Source organism: Kitasatospora sp. NPDC088391, assembly GCF_044753345.1.
GTDB lineage: Bacteria > Actinomycetota > Actinomycetes > Streptomycetales > Streptomycetaceae > Kitasatospora.
In genome coordinates this window covers 277,599-297,223 of record NZ_JBIVNB010000001.1, presented here as the reverse complement: position 1 = coordinate 297,223, position 19,625 = coordinate 277,599, and the positions used below count along the sequence as shown (strand labels likewise).

Annotated in this window: 15 protein-coding genes; 10 read left to right on the top strand and 5 right to left on the bottom strand. The window is 74.1% G+C overall.

The window, feature by feature from the left end:
• Positions 1 to 34: 34 nt before the first annotated feature.
• From ACIQBJ_RS01175 to ACIQBJ_RS01155, 5 genes are read left to right on the top strand one after another with little or no spacing between them, the layout of a single operon-like run.
• Positions 35 to 2,041 (top strand): FG-GAP-like repeat-containing protein, encoded by a 2,007-nt coding sequence (locus tag ACIQBJ_RS01175; RefSeq protein ID WP_400701398.1) that lies wholly within the window; start codon positions 35 to 37, stop codon positions 2,039 to 2,041.
• The gene (locus ACIQBJ_RS01170; protein WP_400701395.1) at positions 2,038 to 3,057 is read left to right on the top strand and encodes an enediyne biosynthesis protein; all 1,020 of its coding nucleotides are present in this window, start codon (positions 2,038 to 2,040) and stop codon (positions 3,055 to 3,057) included. Before ACIQBJ_RS01175 ends, ACIQBJ_RS01170 begins: the two co-directional genes overlap by 4 nt.
• The gene (locus ACIQBJ_RS01165) at positions 3,054 to 8,954 is read left to right on the top strand and encodes an SDR family NAD(P)-dependent oxidoreductase (protein ID WP_400701392.1); all 5,901 of its coding nucleotides are present in this window, start codon (positions 3,054 to 3,056) and stop codon (positions 8,952 to 8,954) included. The genes ACIQBJ_RS01170 and ACIQBJ_RS01165 overlap by 4 nt, the downstream gene beginning before the upstream one ends.
• Positions 8,951 to 9,427, top strand: coding sequence for an acyl-CoA thioesterase (locus tag ACIQBJ_RS01160; RefSeq protein WP_400701389.1), 477 nt, complete (start codon positions 8,951 to 8,953; stop codon positions 9,425 to 9,427). The genes ACIQBJ_RS01165 and ACIQBJ_RS01160 overlap by 4 nt, the downstream gene beginning before the upstream one ends.
• Positions 9,428 to 9,432: 5 nt before the next feature.
• Entirely contained in the window at positions 9,433 to 10,002 is a 570-nt protein-coding gene (locus tag ACIQBJ_RS01155; RefSeq protein ID WP_400701386.1) for a flavin reductase family protein, read from the top strand.
• Positions 10,003 to 10,225: 223 nt separating this feature from the next.
• Here the strand turns inward: ACIQBJ_RS01155 and ACIQBJ_RS01150 are convergent, their stop codons facing one another.
• Positions 10,226 to 11,518, bottom strand: coding sequence for a cytochrome P450 (locus ACIQBJ_RS01150; protein WP_400703430.1), 1,293 nt, complete (start codon positions 11,516 to 11,518; stop codon positions 10,226 to 10,228).
• Positions 11,519 to 11,766: 248 nt separating this feature from the next.
• Positions 11,767 to 12,753, bottom strand: a complete 987-nt coding sequence (locus ACIQBJ_RS01145; RefSeq protein ID WP_400701383.1) for a DUF1702 family protein — start codon at positions 12,751 to 12,753, stop codon at positions 11,767 to 11,769.
• A 215-nt stretch (positions 12,754 to 12,968) separates the two neighbouring features.
• On the opposite strand from ACIQBJ_RS01145, the gene ACIQBJ_RS01140 reads away from it, so the two are divergent.
• Positions 12,969 to 13,940, top strand: a complete 972-nt coding sequence (locus tag ACIQBJ_RS01140) for a hypothetical protein (RefSeq protein WP_400701380.1) — start codon at positions 12,969 to 12,971, stop codon at positions 13,938 to 13,940.
• Positions 13,941 to 13,983: 43 nt separating this feature from the next.
• On the opposite strand, the gene ACIQBJ_RS01135 is transcribed toward ACIQBJ_RS01140, so the two are convergent.
• Positions 13,984 to 14,508, bottom strand: a complete 525-nt coding sequence (locus ACIQBJ_RS01135) for an SMI1/KNR4 family protein (protein ID WP_400701377.1) — start codon at positions 14,506 to 14,508, stop codon at positions 13,984 to 13,986.
• 293 nt (positions 14,509 to 14,801) lie between these two features.
• Between ACIQBJ_RS01135 and ACIQBJ_RS01130 the strand changes: the two genes are divergently transcribed.
• The 3 genes from ACIQBJ_RS01130 (at position 14,802) to ACIQBJ_RS01120 (ending at position 16,773) form a co-directional block, all read left to right on the top strand.
• Positions 14,802 to 15,353 carry a hypothetical protein gene (locus tag ACIQBJ_RS01130; protein WP_400701374.1) on the top strand — a complete coding sequence of 184 codons (552 nt, stop codon included), beginning with the start codon at positions 14,802 to 14,804 and terminating at the stop codon, positions 15,351 to 15,353.
• 47 nt (positions 15,354 to 15,400) lie between these two features.
• Entirely contained in the window at positions 15,401 to 15,811 is a 411-nt protein-coding gene (locus ACIQBJ_RS01125; RefSeq protein ID WP_400701371.1) for a peptidase inhibitor family I36 protein, read from the top strand.
• A gap of 95 nt (positions 15,812 to 15,906) precedes the next feature.
• Positions 15,907 to 16,773, top strand: coding sequence for an alpha/beta fold hydrolase (locus ACIQBJ_RS01120; RefSeq protein WP_400701368.1), 867 nt, complete (start codon positions 15,907 to 15,909; stop codon positions 16,771 to 16,773).
• A gap of 109 nt (positions 16,774 to 16,882) precedes the next feature.
• Here the strand turns inward: ACIQBJ_RS01120 and ACIQBJ_RS01115 are convergent, their stop codons facing one another.
• A complete protein-coding gene (locus tag ACIQBJ_RS01115; protein ID WP_400701365.1) occupies positions 16,883 to 17,524 on the bottom strand; it encodes a TetR/AcrR family transcriptional regulator in 642 nt (213 codons plus the stop codon).
• Between the two features lie 79 nt (positions 17,525 to 17,603).
• Here ACIQBJ_RS01115 and ACIQBJ_RS01110 point away from each other — a divergent pair, with 79 nt between their 5' ends.
• Complete coding sequence (locus tag ACIQBJ_RS01110) at positions 17,604 to 19,022, top strand: carotenoid oxygenase family protein (RefSeq protein WP_400701362.1); 1,419 nt, start codon at positions 17,604 to 17,606, stop codon at positions 19,020 to 19,022.
• Here ACIQBJ_RS01110 and ACIQBJ_RS01105 read toward each other — a convergent pair.
• Positions 18,937 to 19,542 (bottom strand): TetR/AcrR family transcriptional regulator, encoded by a 606-nt coding sequence (locus tag ACIQBJ_RS01105; protein ID WP_400701359.1) that lies wholly within the window; start codon positions 19,540 to 19,542, stop codon positions 18,937 to 18,939. The two genes, ACIQBJ_RS01110 and ACIQBJ_RS01105, sit on opposite strands and share 86 nt — an antisense overlap.
• Positions 19,543 to 19,625 lie beyond the last annotated feature (83 nt).

Sequence of the window (19,625 nt, the reverse complement as noted above, 5' to 3'; positions counted from 1 at the left end):
CATTCTTTATCGTCACTCGCGGGAGGGAATGGGAATGTCGCAACGACGGCGATTCCGCAGGCTGGTACCCGGGTTGGTCACCGTATTGGTGGCCGCCTCGATGTTCTTCGTCATCCGCTCCTCGGTGGCGGTCGCGGGCGGTGAACAGGCGGCGGCGGCCTACCGGTTCAAGGAACTGCCGATCGCGATGCCCCCGGGTTACGAGTCGCGGCCGATGAACACGATCCGCAAGGTGAACCCGGCCTACGAGAAGATCCGGGCCTGGATCTCCTCGGTCGGCGCCAGCATCGCGATCAACGACGTCACCGGCCACGGCCTCGCCGACGGCATGTGCATCGTCGACACCCGCACCGACTCCGTCGTGGTCACCTGGACCCCGACCGCCCCCGCGGCCGACCGCTTCACCCCGTTCGTGCTCGACGGCAAGCCGCTGCCGATGGACGACACCATGGCGCCCACCGGCTGCACCCCCGGCGACTTCAACGGCGACGGCCGCACCGACTTCCTGGTCACCTACTGGGGCCGCACCCCGGTGCTGTTCATGGCGAAGTCCGACGCCGCCGCCCCGTCCGCCGCCGCCTACGCGCCGCGCGAGGTCGTCCCCGCCGAGAGCCTCGACGGCCGCTACCACGGCCCGCGCTGGAACACCGACGCCGCGTACGTCGGCGACCTGGACGGCAGCGGCCACCCGTCGATCATCATCGGCAACTACTTCCCCGACTCGGACGTCCTCGACCCGAGCGGCATCCGCAACGTCCAGATGAACGACTCGCTCTCCAGCGCCAAGAACGCCGGCGGCGACCACGTGCTGCGCTTCCACTCCGCCACCACCGGCGCCGAGCCCGACGCCCGGTTCATCGAGGAGAAGGACGCCATCGCCTTCGACGCCTCCACCGGCTGGACGCTGGCCGTGGCCGGCGCCGACCTGACCGGCGACGGCCTGCCCGAGGTCTACATCGCCAACGACTTCGGCCACGCCCACCTGCTGCACAACGTCTCCACCCCCGGGAAGATCCGGTTCGAGGAGGCCACCGGCGAGCGCACCCCGACCACCCCGAAGTCCTTCGTGCTCGGCAAGGGCTCGTTCAAGGGCATGGGCGTCGACTTCGGCGACGTCGACGGCAACGGCAGCTTCGACATGATGGTCAGCAACATCACCGTCGCCTGGGGCCTGGAGGAGAGCAACTTCCTCTGGATCAACCAGGCCAAGGACCCGGCCGAGATGAAGCAGAAGCTCGACGCCGGCATCGCCCCGTTCACCCAGGAGGCCGCCGACCACGGCGTCGCCTGGACCGGCTGGGGCTGGGACGCCAAGATGGGCGACTTCCTCAACAACGGGCAGCAGAACATCCTGCAGGCCGACGGCTTCGTCAAGGGGAACATCGACCGCTGGCCGTGGCTGCAGGAGATGGCCATGACCAACGACGACCTGCTGTCCAACCCGAAGATCTGGCCGAACGTCGGCCCCGGCGACGACCTGGCCGGCGACGAGGTGATGGCCTTCTACGCCCGCACCGACAACGGCAAGTACGCCAACATCAGCAAGCAGCTCGGCCTCGACGTGCCGATCCCCACCCGCGGCATCGCCACCGCCGACACCACCGGCACCGGCGCCCTCGACTTCGCCATCGCCCGCCAGTGGGGCCCGCCCGCCTTCTACGCCAACCAGTCCCCGGCCCTCGGCCACGACCTGACGCTGCGGATGTACCGCCCCGCCACCGGCGCCACCGCCGGCCAGGGCCTCGCCGCCACCGCCGGCCAGGGCCTCGCCGCCACCGGCGCGCCCGCCTACGGCGCCACCGTCTGCGTCATGACCCCCGACGGCAAGAAGCAGATCGCCCAGCTCGACGGCGGCGGCGGCCACGGCGGCTTCCGCAGCTTCGACGTCCGCTTCGGCCTCGGCGCCCAGAGCGGCCCCGTCACCGCCGAGATCACCTGGCGCGACGCCACCGGCGGCCTGCACACCAAGACCCAGCAGCTCACCGCCGGGAGCCACACCCTCATGCTGACCGACGACATCCAGGAGGTGGCGGCCCGATGACCGCGACCGAGATCGCCGGCGTGGCCGCCCACGCCGTTCGCCCGCAACCCGGGAAGAAGCAGCCCAACCGCGACCCGCGCTACCTCGCCCTGCGCAACTTCGCCATCTCGATGTCCGTCTTCAACATCTTCGGCTACACCCTGCTCGGCTTCGAGCAGCCCTGGCTCTGGCCGCTGATCTGCGCGCCGTTCGGCTACACCGTCGAGATCGTGCTGGAGATGATCAGCGCCTGGGCGCAGCAGCGCGCCCCGCGCTTCCGCGGCAACGGCGTCCGCGGCCTGTACGAGTTCCTGCTCCCCTCGCACATCACCGCGCTCGCCGCCAACATGCTGCTCTACGCGAACGACCGGCTGCTGCCGATCCTGCTCGCCGTGTTCATCGGCGTCGCCGCCAAGCACGTCCTGCAGGCCCCCGTGTACGGCCGGATGCGGCACTTCATGAACCCGTCGAACTTCGGCATCACCATGGCGCTGGTGCTGTTCGGCTCCTGGGTCAGCATCGCCCCGCCGTACGAGTTCACCGAGAACGCCAACACCTTCTTCCGGATCGGCATCCCGCTGATCATCACCACCGCCGGCACCGTCATCAACGCGATGCTGACCAAGCGCGTCCCGCTGATCGTCGGCTGGCTCGGCGGCTTCGTCATCCAGGCCCTGCTGCGGCACTGGATCTGGGACGTGGCGATCTTCTCCGCGCTCGGCCCGATGAGCGGCGTCGCCTTCGTCCTCTACACCAACTACATGATCACCGACCCGGGCACCACCCCGTCCAAGCCGCGCAACCAGTTCATGTTCGGCTCCTCGGTGGCCATGGTCTACGGCGTGCTGATGCTCTTCAACGTCGTCTACACCCTGTTCTTCGCCACCACCCTGGTCTGCGGCCTGCGCGGCGCCGGCTGGTGGGTCGCGCACTTCCGCGCCAAGCGCAAGCAGGCCGACGGCGGCGTCCAGGCCCTGCCCGGGCAGCCCGCCGCGACCGTCACCGGTCCGCACGGCAACGAGGCGGTGGCAGCGTGACGAACCGTCAGAACGGAGCGGGGCGGGACGCCGGACAGCCCGCCGGGCGCGGCCGGATCGCCGTGGTCGGCATCGCCTGCCGCTACCCCGACGCCGACAGCCCCGAACAGCTGTGGCAGAACGTCCTCGCGGGCCGCCGCGCCTTCCGCAAGCTCCCCGACGTGCGGATGCGCGCCGAGGACTACTACTCGCCCGACCCCGCCGCGCCCGACCGCTTCTACAGCGCCAAGGCCGCCGTCATCGAGGGCTTCGAGTTCGACCGGGTCCGGCACCGCGTCGCCGGCAGCACCTTCCGCGCCACCGACATGACGCACTGGCTCGCCCTCGACACCGCCGCCCGCGCCCTGGAGGACGCCGGCTTCCCGTTCGGCGAGGGCCTGGCGGACGCCAACACCGGCGTCATCATCGGCAACACCCTCACCGGCGAGTTCAGCCGCGCCAACCTGATGCGGCTGCGCTGGCCCTACGTCCGCCGCACCGTCGGCGCCGCCCTGCGCGAACAGGGCTGGGACGACAAGGAGCTGTCCGTCTTCCTGGACGGCCTGGAGGGCCGCTACAAGAGCGCCTTCCCGCCGATCGGCGAGGACACCCTGGCCGGCGGCCTGGCCAACACCATCGCCGGCCGGATCTGCAACCACTTCGACTTCAAGGGCGGCGGCTTCACCGTCGACGGCGCCTGCTCCTCCTCGCTGCTGTCCGTCTCCACCGCCTGCGACGCCCTGGTCGACGGCCGGATGGACGTCGCCGTGGCCGGCGGCGTCGACCTCAGCATCGACCCGTTCGAGGTCATCGGCTTCGCCAAGACCGGGGCGCTGGCCACCGGCGAGATGAAGGTCTACGACAAGGGCTCCAACGGCTTCTGGCCCGGCGAGGGCTGCGGCATGGTCGTCCTGATGCGCGACGAGGACGCCCGCGCCCAGGGCCGGTTCCGCTACGCCACCATCCCCGGCTGGGGCTACTCCTCCGACGGCAAGGGCGGCATCACCCGCCCCGAGGCCAGCGGCCACCGGCTCGCCCTGACCCGCGCCTACCGGGCCGCCGGCTTCGGCATCGAGACCGTCGGCTACTTCGAGGGCCACGGCACCGGCACCGCCGTCGGCGACGCCACCGAACTGCGCGCCTTCTCCGAGGCCCGCCGCGCCTCCGGCGCCCAGGCCCCCGCCGCGCTCAGCACCGTCAAGGGCAACTTCGGCCACACCAAGGCCGCCGCCGGCGTCGCCGGACTCCTCAAGGCGATCCTGGCCGTCCGCCACCAGGTCATCCCGCCCGCCACCGGCCACCACGACCCGCACGCCGAACTCGGCGGCCCCGCCCCGGCGATGCGCGTCCCCGACCGGGCCGAACTGTGGCCCGCCGGGGCGCCGATCCGGGCCGGCATCTCCTCGATGGGCTTCGGCGGCATCAACGCGCACGTCGTCGTCGAGCACGCCGACGGCGTCCGCCGCACCGCCGTCCCCTCCGTCACCCGCCGCCTGGTCGCCTCCCGGCAGGACACCGAACTGTTCCTGCTCGACGGCGCCGACCCCGAGGAACTGCGCACCAAGGCCGACCGGCTGGCCGGCTTCGCCGCCCAGCTCTCCTACGCCGAACTCGGCGACCTCGCCGCCTCGTTGGAACGCGACCTGGCAGACCGGCCGCTGCGCGCCGCCGTCCTCGCCGCCTCGCCCGAACAGGCCGTCGAACGGTTCACCGGACTCGCCCGGCTGATCGACTCCGGGGCGCGCTCCGCCGTCGGCACCACCCAGGGCGTCTTCCTCGGCAGCGCCGGCCGCACCCCCCGGATCGGCTTCCTCTTCCCCGGCCAGGGCGCCGGCCGCCGCGGCGACGGCGGGGCGCTGCGCCGCCGCTTCACCGACGTCGACGACCTGTACCGGCAGCTCGACCTGCCCGCCGACGGCGACCAGGTCGCCACCGACGTCGCCCAGCCCCGGATCGTCGCCGCCTCGGTGGCCGGCCTGCGGGTGCTCGACCGGCTCGGCATCGAGGCCGTCCGCGCCACCGGCCACAGCCTCGGCGAACTCACCGCCCTGCACTGGGCCGGCGCCCTGGACGAGACGGCGGTGCTGCGCGCCGCCGCCGCCCGCGGCCGGATCATGGCCACCGCCTCCGACGGCGGCGGCACCATGGCGGCCCTGGCCACCACCCCGGCGCTCGCCGAGGCGCTGACCGTCGGCGAACCCGTCGTCGTCGCCGGCCTCAACAGCCCCACCCAGACGGTGGTCTCCGGACCGGTCGAGGCCGTCGACCGGGTCTGCGCGCTCGCCGCCCGGCAGGGCATCGGCGTCAACCGGGTCAACGTCTCGCACGCCTTCCACTCCCCGGCCGTGGCCCCCGCCGCCGCCGGATTCGCCGACCACCTCGCCGGTGAGCCCTTCGGCCCCGTCGGCGACGGCCTGGTCTCCACCGTCACCGGCGCCCTGCTGCCCGCCGACACCGACGTCGCGGACCTGCTGACCCGTCAGATCGTCCAGCCCGTCCGGTTCACCGACGCGCTGCACGCCCTGGACGGACAGGTCGACCTGCTGATCGAGGTCGGCCCCGGCCAGATCCTGCGCACCCTCGCCGCCGAGGCGCTGCCCGCCGTCCCCGCGGTCGCCACCGAGGCCGACGCGCTCTCCCTCGGCGGCCTGCTCGGCGCCGTCGCCGCCGCCTGGACGATGGGCGCGCCCGTCCGGCACGAGCAGCTGTTCGCCGACCGGTTCACCCGGCCGCTGCCGCTCGACAAGGAGTTCCGGTTCTTCGCCAGCCCCTGCGAGGAGGGCGGCGAGGACTTCGTCCTGGAGCACACCGCGCAGGCCGTCGCCGTCCCGGCGCCCGCCGACGGGACCGCCGCCGCCCCCGCCACCGGGGCCGGCAGCCTGGAGGTGCTGATCCGGCTCGCCGCCGAACGCGCCGAACTGCCCGTCGAGACCGTCGACCCCTCCGCCAACCCGCTCGACGAACTGCACCTCAGCTCCATCACCGTCGGCCAGATCATGAACCAGGCCGCCCAGGAGCTCGGCATCGTCGCCCCGATGGTCACCACCGCCTTCGCCACCTCCACGCTCGGCCAACTCGCCGAGCTGCTCGACGAGTTGGCCGGACAGTCGGAGGAGGACAGCCGCCCCGGCGCGGCCCCCGGCGTCGCCCCCTGGGTCCGCCCGTTCCGGATCGACCTCACCGAGACCGCACCGCCCGCCCCCGCCGCCGGACCCGGCGGCGACTGGCAGGTCCTCGCCTCCGACCGGCACCCGCTGGCCGGACCGCTCGCCGCCGCGCTCACCGCCACCGGACCCGGCGACGGCGTGCTGCTCGCCCTGCCCCGCGACTGCGACCAGCGCCACCTCGGCCTGATGCTCGCCGCCGCCCGCGCCGCCCTCGACCCGGCCCGCCGCGCCGCCGGCACCCGCCTGGTCGCCGTCGGCGACCGCCGCGGCGCCGCCGGACTCGCCAAGACCCTCCACCTGGAGGCCCCCGACATCCCCGTCACCGTCGTCACGCTGCCCCTCGACCCCGACCTCGACCCCGCCGACGCCGACCGGATCAGTGCCCGGATCGCCGCCGACACCGCCGCCACCACCGGCTTCGCCGAAGTCCACTACGACGCCGACGGCACCCGCCGGGTCCCCGTGCTGCGCGCCGTCGACCTCGAACCCGAGGAAGGCCACCAGGCCCTCGGCCCGCAGGACGTCCTGCTGGTCACCGGCGGCGGCAAGGGCATCACCGCCGAGTGCGCCATCGATCTGGCCGGCGCCAACGGCGCCGCGATCGGCCTGCTCGGCCGCTCCGACCCGGCCCAGGACACCGAACTCGCCGACAACCTGGCCCGGATGGAGTCCGCCGGCCTGCGGGTGCACTACGCCCGCGCCGACGTCACCTCCGCCGACCAGGTCAAGGCCGCCGTCGCCGACATCACCCGCGCCCTCGGCCCCGTCACCGGCCTGCTGCACGGCGCCGGACGCAACGAACCGCAGTCCCTCGCCACCCTCGACGAGGACGCCTTCCGGCGCACCCTCGCCACCAAGATCGACGGCGTGGAGGCCGTCCTCGCCGCCGTCGACCCGGCCGCGCTCCGCCTGTTCGTCACCTTCGGCAGCATCATCGGCCGGGCCGGCCTGCGCGGCGAGGCCGACTACGCCACCGCCAACGACTGGCTCACCGAGCTCACCGTCCGCTTCCAGCAGGACAACCCGCACTGCCGCTGCCTCGCCCTGGAGTGGTCCGTGTGGTCCGGCTCCGGCATGGGCGAACGCCTCGGCGTCCTGGAGGCGCTGGTCCGCGAGGGCATCGAACCCATCCCCACCGAGGACGGCGTCGCCCTGCTCGGCCGCCTGCTCGCCACCCCCGGCACCGACCCCGCCCTGGTCGTCATGGGCCGGGCCGGCGGACTCCCCACCCTCACCCTCGAACAGCGCGAACTGCCGCTGCTGCGCTTCCTGGAGCGCCCGCAGGTCCACTACCCCGGCATCGAACTCGTGGTGGACGCCGAACTCACCGGCGGCGGCGACCTCTACCTCCCCGACCACCTGCTCGACGGCGACCTGCTGTTCCCCGCCGTCCTCGGCATGGAGGCGATGACCCAGGCCGCCACCTCGCTGACCGGCCGTCAGGACACCCCCGTCCTGGAGGACATGAAGTTCCTCCGCCCCATCGTCGTCCCCGTCACCGGCGCCACCACCCTGCGGGTCGCCGTCCTCGCCACCGGCCCCGACACCGTCGAGGCGGTGCTGCGCAGCGGCGAGACCGGCTTCCGGGCCGACCACTTCCGGGCCACCCTGCGCTTCGGCGAGCAGCGGCCCGCCGCCGACCCGGCCCCCGTCACCGCCGAGGTGCCCCGGGTCCCGCTCACCCCCGACGAGATGTACGGGCCGGTGCTGTTCCAGGGCGACCGCTTCCAGCGGCTGCTCGCCTACCGCGACCTCGCCGCCACGCACTGCCTCGCCGAGATCGACGACAGCCCGCGCGCCGACTGGTTCGCCGGCTACCACCCCGGCGACCTGCTGCTCGCCGACCCCGGCACCCGCGACGCCCTGATGCACTCCATCCAGGCGTGCGTCCCCGAGGCCACCCTGCTCCCCGTCAGCGTCGAGCGCCTGCGACTCGCCGAGGGCGGCTCCTCCCGGGCCGGGCGGCTGCTGTTCCTGGACGCCCGCGAGCGCTCCCGGGACGGCGACAGCTACCTGTACGACCTCGACGTCCGCGACGAGGACGGCACCACCGTCGAGCAGTGGGAGGGCCTGCTGCTGCAGGCCGTCCGCAAGCAGGACGGCTCCGGCCCCTGGCTGCCCGCCCTGCTCGGCCCGTTCCTGGAACGGCGGGTCGAGGCCGCGCTCGGCCACCCCGTGCGGTGCGTCGTGCTGCCCGGCGGCACGGGCAGCGGCGGCTCGGTCGCCGAACGGCGCCGGCGCACCGCCGAGGCCGCCGGCTGGGCGCTCGGCCGGACCACCGAGGTCCGCCACCGCCCCGACGGGCGGCCCGAACTCGCCGACGGGCGGCGGATCTCCTCCTCGCACGCGGCCGGCGTCACCTTCACCGTGGTCGCCGACCGGGCCGTCGCCTGCGACGTCGAGACGGTCACCGCCCGCACCGCCGAGGAGTGGGCCGGCCTGCTCGGACCCGAGGCCGCCGCGCTGGCCGAACTGCTGGCCGCCGAACGCGGCGAACCGCTCGACACCGCCGCCACCCGGGTCTGGGGCGCGGTGGAGACCCTGCGCAAGGCCGGGCACGCGGTGACCGCGCTCAGTCTGGACGGCGGTCCGGCGGGCGGTCCGGCGGGCGGTTCGGCGGACGGTCGCAGCCTGCCGCCCGGCTGGGTCGCGTTCCGCGGCGGCGCGCACCGGATCGTCGGCTTCGTCACCGCGCTGGACGGCGTCGCCGAACCCGTCGCCTTCACCGTCCTCGCCGGGGAGGCCCGGTGAGCACCCCCGACTACTACGAGTACCGGCACCTGGTGGGCTTCGAGGAGACCAACCTGGTCGGCAACGTCTACTACGTCAACTACCTGCGCTGGCAGGGCCGTTGCCGGGAGATGTTCCTGCTGGAGAAGGCCCCCGAGGTGCTCGCCGACGTCCGCGCCGACCTCAAGCTGTTCACCCTCAAGGTGGACTGCGAGTTCTTCGCCGAGATCACCGCCTTCGACGAGCTGTCCATCCGGATGCGCCTCGCCGACCTCACCCAGACCCAGGTCGCCTTCACCTTCGACTACGTCAAGATCGGCGCCGACGGCACCGAGTACCTGGTCGCCCGCGGCCAGCAGCGGGTCGCCTGCATGCGCGGCCCCAACACCGACACCCGGCCGACCCGGGTGCCCGAACCGCTCCGGCTCGCCCTGGAGCCCTACGCCGCCCACCCGGCGGCACCCTCCCTGACCGGCACCACCACCGTGGGGTGATCGCGATGACCTCCTTCCCGTCCGCGTCCGCGCCGCTGCCCGGCGCGCTCGCCCTGCCCCCGCTCCCCGCGGAGGCCCCCGAGGCCGACCTCGGCGACCACCGGGCCCTGCGCGGCGTGCTCGGCCGCTTCGCCACCGGCGTCACCGTGCTCACCGCCGGACGCGACACCCCCTGCGGGATGACCGCCAACTCCTTCACCTCCGTCTCGCTCGACCCCGCGCAGGTGCTGGTGTGCGTGGTCAAGTCGGCCGCGATCCACGCGGCCGTGCTCGCCGAGGGCGCGTTCGCCGTCTCGGTCCTCGCCCGCGACCAGGAGTGGGTGGCCCGGCACTTCGCCGACCGCGACCGGCCGCGCGGCGCCAAGGAGTTCGCCGGGATCGGCCACACCCGGGGCCGGCACACCGGCGCCCCCGTCCTCGACCACGTCCAGGCCTGGCTGGAGTGCCGTCTCGGCGCCGTCCACGAGGGAGGTGACCACACCATCTTCGTCGGCACCGTCCTCGGCGCGGGCCGCTCCGCCGGCACCGACCCGCTGCTCTACCACGGCGGCGCCTTCGCCCGCCTGGCGGGCTGACCCTCCGTCGGTTCCCTCGTCCCGAAAGCCCGGCCGGACCTCTCCGGCCGGGCTTCCGGCCTGCCCGGGGGCGCTCGGCCGGCCGTTCCCCGGAGCAGGCGGAAGCACACGGAGGCACACGGAGGCGCGCGGAGGCGCGCGGAGGCACACGGAGGCACACGGAGGCACACGGAAGGGCCCGGACCGGGGGAGCGGTCCGGGCCCTTCTCGCCCGTTCGGGCGGTCAGTCGCGGGGGGTCACCGTCATCGGCAGCCCTCCCTTCACCCGCAGGGTCAGCATCGGCTCGGCCTGCACCAGGTGCCCCGGCGGCAGGGACAGCCGCAGCCGGCGCAGCAGCACGACCAGCACCACGGTGGCCTCCAGCATGCCCAGGCTGCTGCCCACGCAGACCCGCGGCCCCGCGCCGAACGGCACGTACGCGTAGCGGTGCCGGCCCGCCGAGCGCCCCCGGGCGAAGCGCTCCGGGTCGAAGCGCTCCGGGTGCTCCCAGAACTCCGGGTGCCGGTGCAGCGTGTACGGGCACAGCACCACGTCCGCGCCGGCCGGCACCCGGTAGCCGCCGACCTCGTCCTCGGCCAGCGCCTTGCGCGGCAGCAGCCACACCGCCGGGTACAGGCGCATCACCTCCTGCAGCACCATCGAGGTGTACGTGAGCCGGTGCACGTCCTCGATCGTCGGCAGCCGGTCGCCCAGCACCTCGTCCACCTCGGCCCGGACCTTGTCCCCGACCTCCGGGTGCCGGTCCAGCAGGTACAGCGCCCAGCTGAGCGTGCTCGCCGTGGTGTCGTGCCCCGCCAGCAGCAGGGTCACCAGCTCGTCGCGCATCCTGGTCCGCCGCGCCACCGGGTCGCGCTCGTCCGCGGTGGCGTCGACCAGCCGCGACAGCACGTCGTCCCGGGTGCCGTCGGCGGCCGGCCGGCGCTCCCGCTGCGCCGCCAACTCGCCGACGATCCGGTCGAGTTCGTCCCGCGCCTTGCGGAAGCGCAACTGCAGCGGCAGCGGCACCCAGGAGGGCACCGAACTCAGGCTCATCATCTCGAAGATGGCCTGGTCCTGGACGACCTCGAACGCCTCGCCGATCGACTCGTACGCGCCCAGGTCGGCGTCCAGCAGGGCCCGGCCGAGCACGCCCAGGGTCAGCGAGGTCATCTCCTGCCGGACGTCCACCGGGCCGCCGCCCGCCGTGCGGCGCAGCCGCTCGGCGAGCAGCGCCGCCTCCTCGGCGATCACGTCGGCCTGCCGGTTGATCCGGCGGGCCTGGAACACCGGCTGGATCACCTTGCGCTGCGCCCGCCACCGCTCGCCCTCGCTGGTCAGCAGGCCGTCGCCGAGGGCCCGCCGGGCGTGCACCAGGCCGATGCCCTTGTGGTAGTTGGCGCTGTTGTCGGTCAGCACCCGGCGGACGTGGTCGGGGTGGTTGAAGAAGTACAGCGTCTTCGGCCCGAGCGGCAGCCGCACCGCGTCGCCGTACCGGGCCGCGGCCTCCGTCATCACCGTCAGCCGGTCGGCCGCCATCCGGGCCAGCAGCACCGGCGTCCCCGCCCGGGACGGCCCCGGCGGGCGGCGGCGGGCGGTGCCGCGGGGGCGGCTCGCGGCGGGGGCCGTCGCGGTGGCGGCCGTCGTGGTGGTGGCTGCCGTGGTGGTGGCTGCCGCGGTGGTCCTCCCGGCGGCCGGTCCGTGCGCGGCGGCGGCCGGGGTGTGCGCGGCCGGTCCGGGCGCGGCCGGGGCCGGTTCGGCGGCGGTCGGGTTCGGTTCGGGGGCCGTCATGTCCGGGCCCCGGCCGCGCCGCTGACGATCCGTTCGGCGATGGCCCGGCGCCAGGTCTCGTACGCGGGCAGCTCGGCGCCGTCCAGCACCGGCCGCGGCCGGGCCTCCGTGCAGACCTGGACGGCCTGCTGCGGGGTGAGGCCGCAGAGCACCGCCGTGGCGGCCTCGGCGTGCTCGGTGAGCAGCCCCGACTCGACCCGGGCGGTGGCCGCGAAGGCCGCGCCCTGGGCGAGTTGCGGCCGGTACGCGCCCGCCCGCTCCAGCAGCAGCCGCAGCTCGGCGTCGGTCGCGCCCGCCGCGTAGCAGGCCGCCAGGCCGACCCCCGCCCACAGGTCGGCGTGCCGGTCGTCCTGGTAGCCGTCCACCAGGTCGGCGACCACGGCCGGGTCGGTGCCGCCGATGAACCACAGCGCCCGGCCGATGCCCTGGTCGATGGCGTGCCCGGCGTAGCGCCGGGTCTCGTCGCCGGGCCACGGGAAAGCGGTTTCCCGGTGGTGTCCGTGCACGTACCGGGCCGTGCGGAAGTACGCCTGGTGGAAGCCGTACCCGTCCAGCGCGAGCCAGCGCAGCAGCGGGTCGGCGGGCGCGATCGAGGCCCAGCGGAAGCGCGGCAGCCGGGCCATCGCCCAGCCCACGCCGACGTGCACCATGTAGTCGTGCGGCGCGCCGTGGCCGGCCAGGAACTCCGCGACCCGTCCGTTGCCGGGCAGCGGCAGCCCGTCCAGCATGGCCAGCCCCATCCCGGCGCCCTCGTAGGCGAAGCCCCGGTAGCGCACCGGGATCAGCTCCAGCCGCCGGTGCGCCTCGTCCTGGTCGCGGGCCTCCACGGCGATCGCGTACCCGTCGAGGAAACTCCCGCCGACGGTCTCCAGGTTGGTGCGCGCCGCCTCGTCCTTCAGGTGGAAACCCCTGGTGGACAACTTCGTCTCGTTGTGACTCGGTGTCAACAGGCGTCGTCGGACCGCCCGCCAGCCTCCGCTCATCACTGCCTCCCGCCCGCCGCGGCCCGGACGGCCGCGGCTTCTCCGCTCCATGCTTCGGGGCCCGGCGGCCGGGGGCTACTCCGACCGTGCCGACGCCGGGCAACACGGAAGTAGTCGCCCCACCGGGGGTGTCCACGACACTCTTCACGCCCCGCGCGCCACCGGCCCCCGACACCCCTTCGGGGTCCGGCCATCCGTGAGCAGAGGAGAACCACGTGACCGAGACCATCACGGGCCGGACGGTGAAGGCACCGCCACGCGCCACCTCACTGTTCGTCAACGGCCTCTTCCCGCGCCGCCGCACCCTGGTCGTCGTGCTCGGCCTGCTGGGCGGGCTGCTGCTCGCCTACGCCTGGTCCTCGAAACTGGCCGACGACGAGATCGGCTTCACCACCGCCAACCAACTGCTCGGCCACGACGCGAAGAGCACACCGCTGACCGGCGTCGCGGCGGGCATCCTGTTCGCCTTCGTCTCCGGCCTGGCCGGCTCCTTCACCGCCTGCAACGTCGCGGTGTTCGGCGCGGTCGGCCCGCTGGTCGGCCAGATGAGCCTGACCCGCCGTCAGCGCCTCGGCCACGCGCTGCGCCCGCTGGGCTGGCTGACGGCCGGCATGCTGCCGGTCTCCGCCGGGTACGGCGTGCTGGTCGGCCTGTTCGGCACCCACCTGCCGCAGTTCTCCACCGCCTCCACACCGGGGACGATCTCGCCCCGCATCCTCCAGGCGATGATCGTCTTCGGGGTGGTCGGCCTGGTCATGCTGGTGATCGGCCTGGCCGCGGCCGGGGTGCTCCCCGACCCGCTGGCCGGGGTGGCCCGCCGCTTCCCGAACGCCCCCCTGGTGCTGGTCGGCGCCCTGGTCGGCGGCTTCCTCATCGGCCGCCCGTACCCCCTCTTCCGCAACCTGTTCCGGCACGCGGCCCAGGAGCACAACCCGCTCTACGGCGCGGTCGCCTTCTCCCTCCAGTCGCTCGGCAACATCCTGGTGATGGCCGTCCTCTTCGTCCTGCTCTCCTTCGTCCTCGGCACCCCCGTCCAACGCTGGCTGGCCACCAAGCCGGGCCGCGCGGCCGCCCTGACCGCCACCGCCTTCCTGATCGCGGGCGCCTTCACGGTGATCTACTGGGACGTCCGCATCCTCGGCAACTTCGGCTACATCTGGTGGCCCAAGGCCCCCTGGAACGCCTGACCCCACGACGGCGGGCCCGGCTCCCGGCCGAGGCCCGCCGGACTCAGGACAGGGGTTCGTGGAACGGGCGGTCGGGCGCGAGGTTGCGCGAGCACACCGTCACGTCCTCGCCCCGGAGGTACGCCAGCAGCCAGTCGCCGAAAGCCAGTTCGTGCAGGGTCCAGGCCGGACTGTCGAATTCCTGCACCAGAACGCGCCAGGGCGAGGCGGGCCCGTCGGGGACGCGGAGGAAGACCGTCTCGCCCGTCACGGCCGAGGCCACCGGCAGCAGTTCGCCGGGGGCGGTCCCGGCGGGGGCGGGCAGGAACTCCACCATGTCCTCGTCCTGCCAGAACTCCAGATCTTCCCTGATCTTCTCCCCCAGGCGGTGCAGGAGATGGCCGGCGGGGTGCGCCAGATGGAGTTGGCCGTTGACCATGATCGAGCCGTAGGCGTCCAGGATCTCGCGGAAGTCCGCGGGGAAGACGACGCCGAGCTCCCGCTCCAGTCCGGCCCAGGGCGCCGGGTCCGACCAGGCGAACCGGGGCTCGCCCAGCAGGGACCGGATCTCCGCCAGTACGGCCGCCATCGACGGACTCCCCACCTCGGTTGTCGGACGCCCCGGACGGAAGCCCGCCCCGGCAGCCTACGAGCCACCGGGGACATCGCGGTCCGGGCCCGGTCCTCTTCCGACGGCCGCCGGACCCGGGCGGAACGCCAAGGCAACGCCAGGCTTTCGCCATGGGGTGGGGGCGCGTGGCCGAGCAGGATGGGGTGGGACGCGATCCGGTGCCGAGCGGCTCCGGGGTGATCGTGTCGTGGGAGGATTCTGTGCGTTTCGCGCGAAAGCTTGTGTCCGTCGCCGGTGCTCTCGGTCTCACCGTGGGCCTGGCCCTGGTCGGGGCCGGCTCCGCCCACGCGGTGGGGGCCTCGGGGTGCGGCGTCAGTTCCGGGCCGGTTCTGGAGTCGCACCCGGTCACCATCAGGGCCGGAGGCACGGCCCTCGGGCTGGTCTACCTGGGCTGGTTCCCCGACTGCAAGGGAACCTACGCCGAGATCCACTGGAACTACGGCCCGTCCGATCCGGTCCCGGAGACGTCCACCCAGGCGGGTGTGGATGTCTTCCGCCCCCAGGGGTTCCTGGAGATGCGTGACCCGAACGGGGCGGGCATCGCCAGGATCAACTTCAATCTGGACCACCTCGACGGCTCCTACACGACCACGCCGATCCAGAGCATCTACACCGACCCGTCGGGCAGTTGGTACACCGTCGACAAGATCTTCGAGCCGGTCGTCCGGCTGACGGTGTACGAAACGAGCATGGACAGCTCCGGCTGGTACACCTCGGAGCCCTGCAACATGAGCTGGATCTTCGGCAACAACCACAACTTCAACAACGGCGCCTGGGGTTCGGGGAACTACGGCGACTGCTGACATCCGGTGGAGCGGGTCGGGCCCGTGCTCGACGTGATGGAGGAAGAATGCGCATCAGGATCGGAAGAGGGCCCGCCAAGGCGGCCGCCGTGGCCGCACTGGCGGTCGGGATCGCTGCCGCCAATGCCGGGAGTGCCTACGCCGACGAGCCGACCGGTGTGGAGGCGTGTCCGCGCGGCGTCGTGTGCCTGTACTACAACTCGCCGTGGTACGGCTGGGGATCGTTCGAGGACTGGTCCCCGAACCAGAGCGTCGACCTGCGGAGGAGCACGTTCGCGCACTGGGCGAACGGCTCCGGCTACGGGCAGACCGTCTACGGGAACGCGGCCGCGCTCGTCAACCACACGGATCACTGGGTGTACATCGCCGTGATCAACGGTGGCGAGTCCGGCTTCCCGCCGGGATACGCGGACTCGCTCTTCCAGACGGCGAACGGCGACGAGTACCTGTCCACCTGAGCTCCGGGGCCGGTCCGGCGGCGTTCGGCCTCTGGTGGAGCTCGGGTGACGCGGGTACGTTCCTGGTGGTGACTTCGATGGAGACGCGGGGCCTCGTGTCGACGACCGACGGGGCGCGGTTGCACTGGGAGGCGCTGGGGGACACGGCCCGGCGGCCGGCCGTGGTCCTGCTCCACGGCGGTCCCGGCCTGCCGGACTACCTGGGGGACATCGCCCCCATGGTCGCTGACCTTGCGCCCGTGTACCGGTACGACCAGCGCGGAACGGGTCGGTCCTCCTGGCGGGGGCGTCATTCGCTCGCCCGGCACGTCGAGGACCTCGCCGAGCTCCTCGATGCGTGGCAGGTGCCCGGGGCCGTGCTGATCGGGCACTCCTACGGCACCGATCTGGCGAGTCGGTTCTGCCTGCGGTACCCCGACCGGGTGGCCGCGATGCTGCTGATGTGCGGGCCGTTCGTCGGTGACTGGCGCACCGGGGACCGGGCGGAGCGCGGCCGCCGGATGTCCGCGGCCCAGCGGGAGCGGCTCCGCGTACTGGAGGACCTGTCGCACCGCTCGGAGGAGCAGGAAGTCGAGCTGCTCACGTTGGCCTGGTTCACCGACCACTCCGATCCGGGGCGAGGGTGGCGCCGGGCGGCCCTGGCCGCCCGGCGGCGTCGACCGGTCAACTGGTCCATGAACGCCGAACTCGGCCGGGAAGGACGCGCCGATCCGCTCGACGGCCACCTCGCCGAGCTGCGCGCACGCCTGCCCGTGCGGACGGAGCTCCTCGGCGGGGTCGACGATCCCCGTCCGGTGTCGGCGCTCGAATCACTCGCGCTCCTGCTCGCTGTCCCGCTGACCCGGATCGAGGGCGCGGGCCACGAGCCCTGGGCGGAGCGGCCCGGTGCGGTGCGGGCACACCTCCGGCGATTCGTGCGGGGCGCCGCGGGCACACGGGACTTGGCGCGAGGGCCGCGGTGACGAGGGTGGTGCGGCGAGGCGTGCGGCGCCCTCCCCCTGCAACGGCTCCGCCGGCAACGGTCCGCCCGTACCGGAGACGTACCCCGACCCGGGCCCTGCGCGACGGCCTTCAGACCTCGCGGCGGGCCGCCAGGGCGACGGAGGCGGTGGCGCGGGGCGGGGTGTCGCCGGCGCCGAGGAGCATGCCGCAGATCTGGGCCTGGTAGCAGACGTCGGCGGTGAGGGGTTCGACCAGGTAGCCGCCGAGGTCGAGGGTGACCAGGCCGTGCAGGGCGATCCAGAGCTGATGGGCCAGCAGGTGGGGTTCGGCGGGGTGGAAGCGTTCGGCGGCGACGCAGCGCTTGACCGCCCCGACCAGGGCGTCCAGGGTGTAGCGGCCGTGCTGGCGGTCGGCGTCGGTGAGGGAGAAGCCGCTGAGGCCGGAGCCGCCGAACATGACGTTGTAGAGGTGCCGGTGCTCGCGGGCGTTGGCCCGGTACGCCCAGCCGAGGGCGACCACGTCGGCGACCGGGTCGTCGGTCTCCTCGACGGCCTCCAGGCGGCGGTTGAGCAGCGTGAAGCCCTCGCGGACCACGGCCCGCACCAGGTCGTCCATGCCGCCGAAGCGGGTGTAGACGGCCATGGTCGAGGTGCCCACGGTGGCGGCGAGCTTGCGGGTGGAGAGCGCGGCCGGTCCTTCTTCGCTGAGCAGCCGGGCCGCCGCTTCGATCAGCCGGGCGCTCAGATTGGGGTCGACTTGGCGTGGGCTCACCCTTGACAGTATGTCAGGCGCCTGTGAACCTGGGCAATGACGCCGTTATGTAACAGTGCTATCGACGGAGGGGTCGACCATGCCCGGCACTGCGCAGCACACCCCGAGGAGCCACCGGAACAGCACCAGCGGTCCGAACAGCGCCACCGGTCCGAACAGCACCACCCACCTGCTCGGCCCCGGCTACCGCCCGGCGCCCGCCGAGACCACGCACACCGACCTCGCCGTCCGCGGCGTGCTGCCCCCGCAGTTGGACGGCACCTTCCTGCGGATCGGCCCCAACCCCCGCGGCGAGCACGACCCGGCCGTCCGGCACGCCTTCGCCGGCACCGGCATGGTGCACGGCCTGCGCCTCGGCGGCGGCCGCGCCCACTGGTACCGCAACCGCCTGCTGCGCGACGACGCGCTCGCCCGCGACCTCGGCGAACTCCCCGTCCCCGGGCCGCGCCACGGCCACGGCGGCGAGGTCAACGCCAACCTGGTCCGGCACGCCGGCCGCACCCTGGCCGTCACCGACGGCGCCCTGCCGCTGGTCCTCGACGCCGAACTGCGCACCGTCGCCCGCACCGACTTCGACGCCACCCTGCCCGGCGGGTTCTGCGCCCACCCCCTCACCGACCCGGTCACCGGCGAACTGCACGCCGTCGCCGTCGACCCGGCCGGCGGCACCGCCGTGCTGCTCACCGTCGACACCGCGGGCCGGGTCCGCGAGGCGCGCCCCGTGCCGGTCAAGGGCCGCCCCTGGATGCACGCCTTCGCGCTGACCGCCCGGCACACCGTGCTGTTCGACCTGCCGGTCGCCCACGACGAGGCCGAGGCCCGGTCCGGCTCACCGGTGCCGCTGGCCTGGCAGCCCGACCGCGACGCCCGGATCGGCATCGTCCCGCGCGACCGCCCCGACGCCGCCCCGCTCTGGCTCGACCTGCCGCCCTGCTTCGTCTTCCACCCCGTCAACGCCTTCGAGGACGCCGAGGGCCGGATCACCGTGGACGTGATCCGGCACGAACGCGCCTTCGACCGCGACCGGCTGCACCCCAGCGAGTCCGCGCCCACCCTGTGGCGGTGGACCCTCGACCCCCGTGAGGGCGCCGTGGTCGAGCGGCAACTCGACGGCCGGGTCCAGGAGTTCCCGCGGATCGACGAACGCCGCACCGGACTGCCGTACCGCTACGCCTTCACCGTCGAACTCGTCCCCGGCGACGGCGCCGCACTGTGCGGCCCCGCGCTGCTGCGGCACGACCTGGCGACCGGCCGCACCGACCGGCACGCCTTCGGCCCCGGCCGGCAGGGCGGCGAGGCGGTCTTCGTGCCGCGCGACGCCACCGCCCCCGAGGGCGACGGCTGGCTGCTCACCCTGGTGTACGACCCCGCCGCCGACCGCAGCGAACTCCTGGTGCTGGACACCGCGGACTTCACCGGCCCGCCGGTCGCGGTGGTGCCGCTGCCGGTCCGGGTGCCGCACGGTTTCCACGCCCGGTGGGTGCCGGCCGGCTGGTGAGCGGGGACCGGCCGGCGAGCGGGGGCCGGGCGGCGGGGGGAGGCCGCAGGGCGGTTGCGGCGCAGTTCAGCAGCACCCGCCCGAAGAACGCGGCCAGTTCCGGATCGGACAGGCCGGTCGCCGACCGCACCGTCCGCCACAGCACCCCCCAGTGCCGGGCCGCGGCGTCCCGGATCGCCGGGTCGGCGGCCGAGGCCGCGTGCAACTGGCCCTGGAAGGCGAACGGCCCGCCGGGCACGGTCAGCGCCCGCCAGGCCCGCTCCCCGGCCCGCAGCGCGGCCGCGCCGCTCGCGCCCTCGGCCGCGGCCGTGAACGCCCGGACGGCCCGGAGGGTCGCGTGCTCGGCGGCGGCCAGGAACACCGCGCGCTTGGTCGGGAACAGCCGGAACAGGTAGGGCTGCGACACCCCGGCCCGGGCCGCGATCGCCACCGTCGTGGCGGCGTGGAAACCGTCCCGGGCGAACTCCTCCAGCGCCACCCGCACCACGGCCTCCCGCCGCTGGTCCGCCGTCATCCGCATCGGCCCCACCTCCCCGGCCGAGCCTCGCCCGCCGGACCCCGCCCGGGCTTCTCCCAGCGTGCCCGGACCGCCGGGGCGCGCCC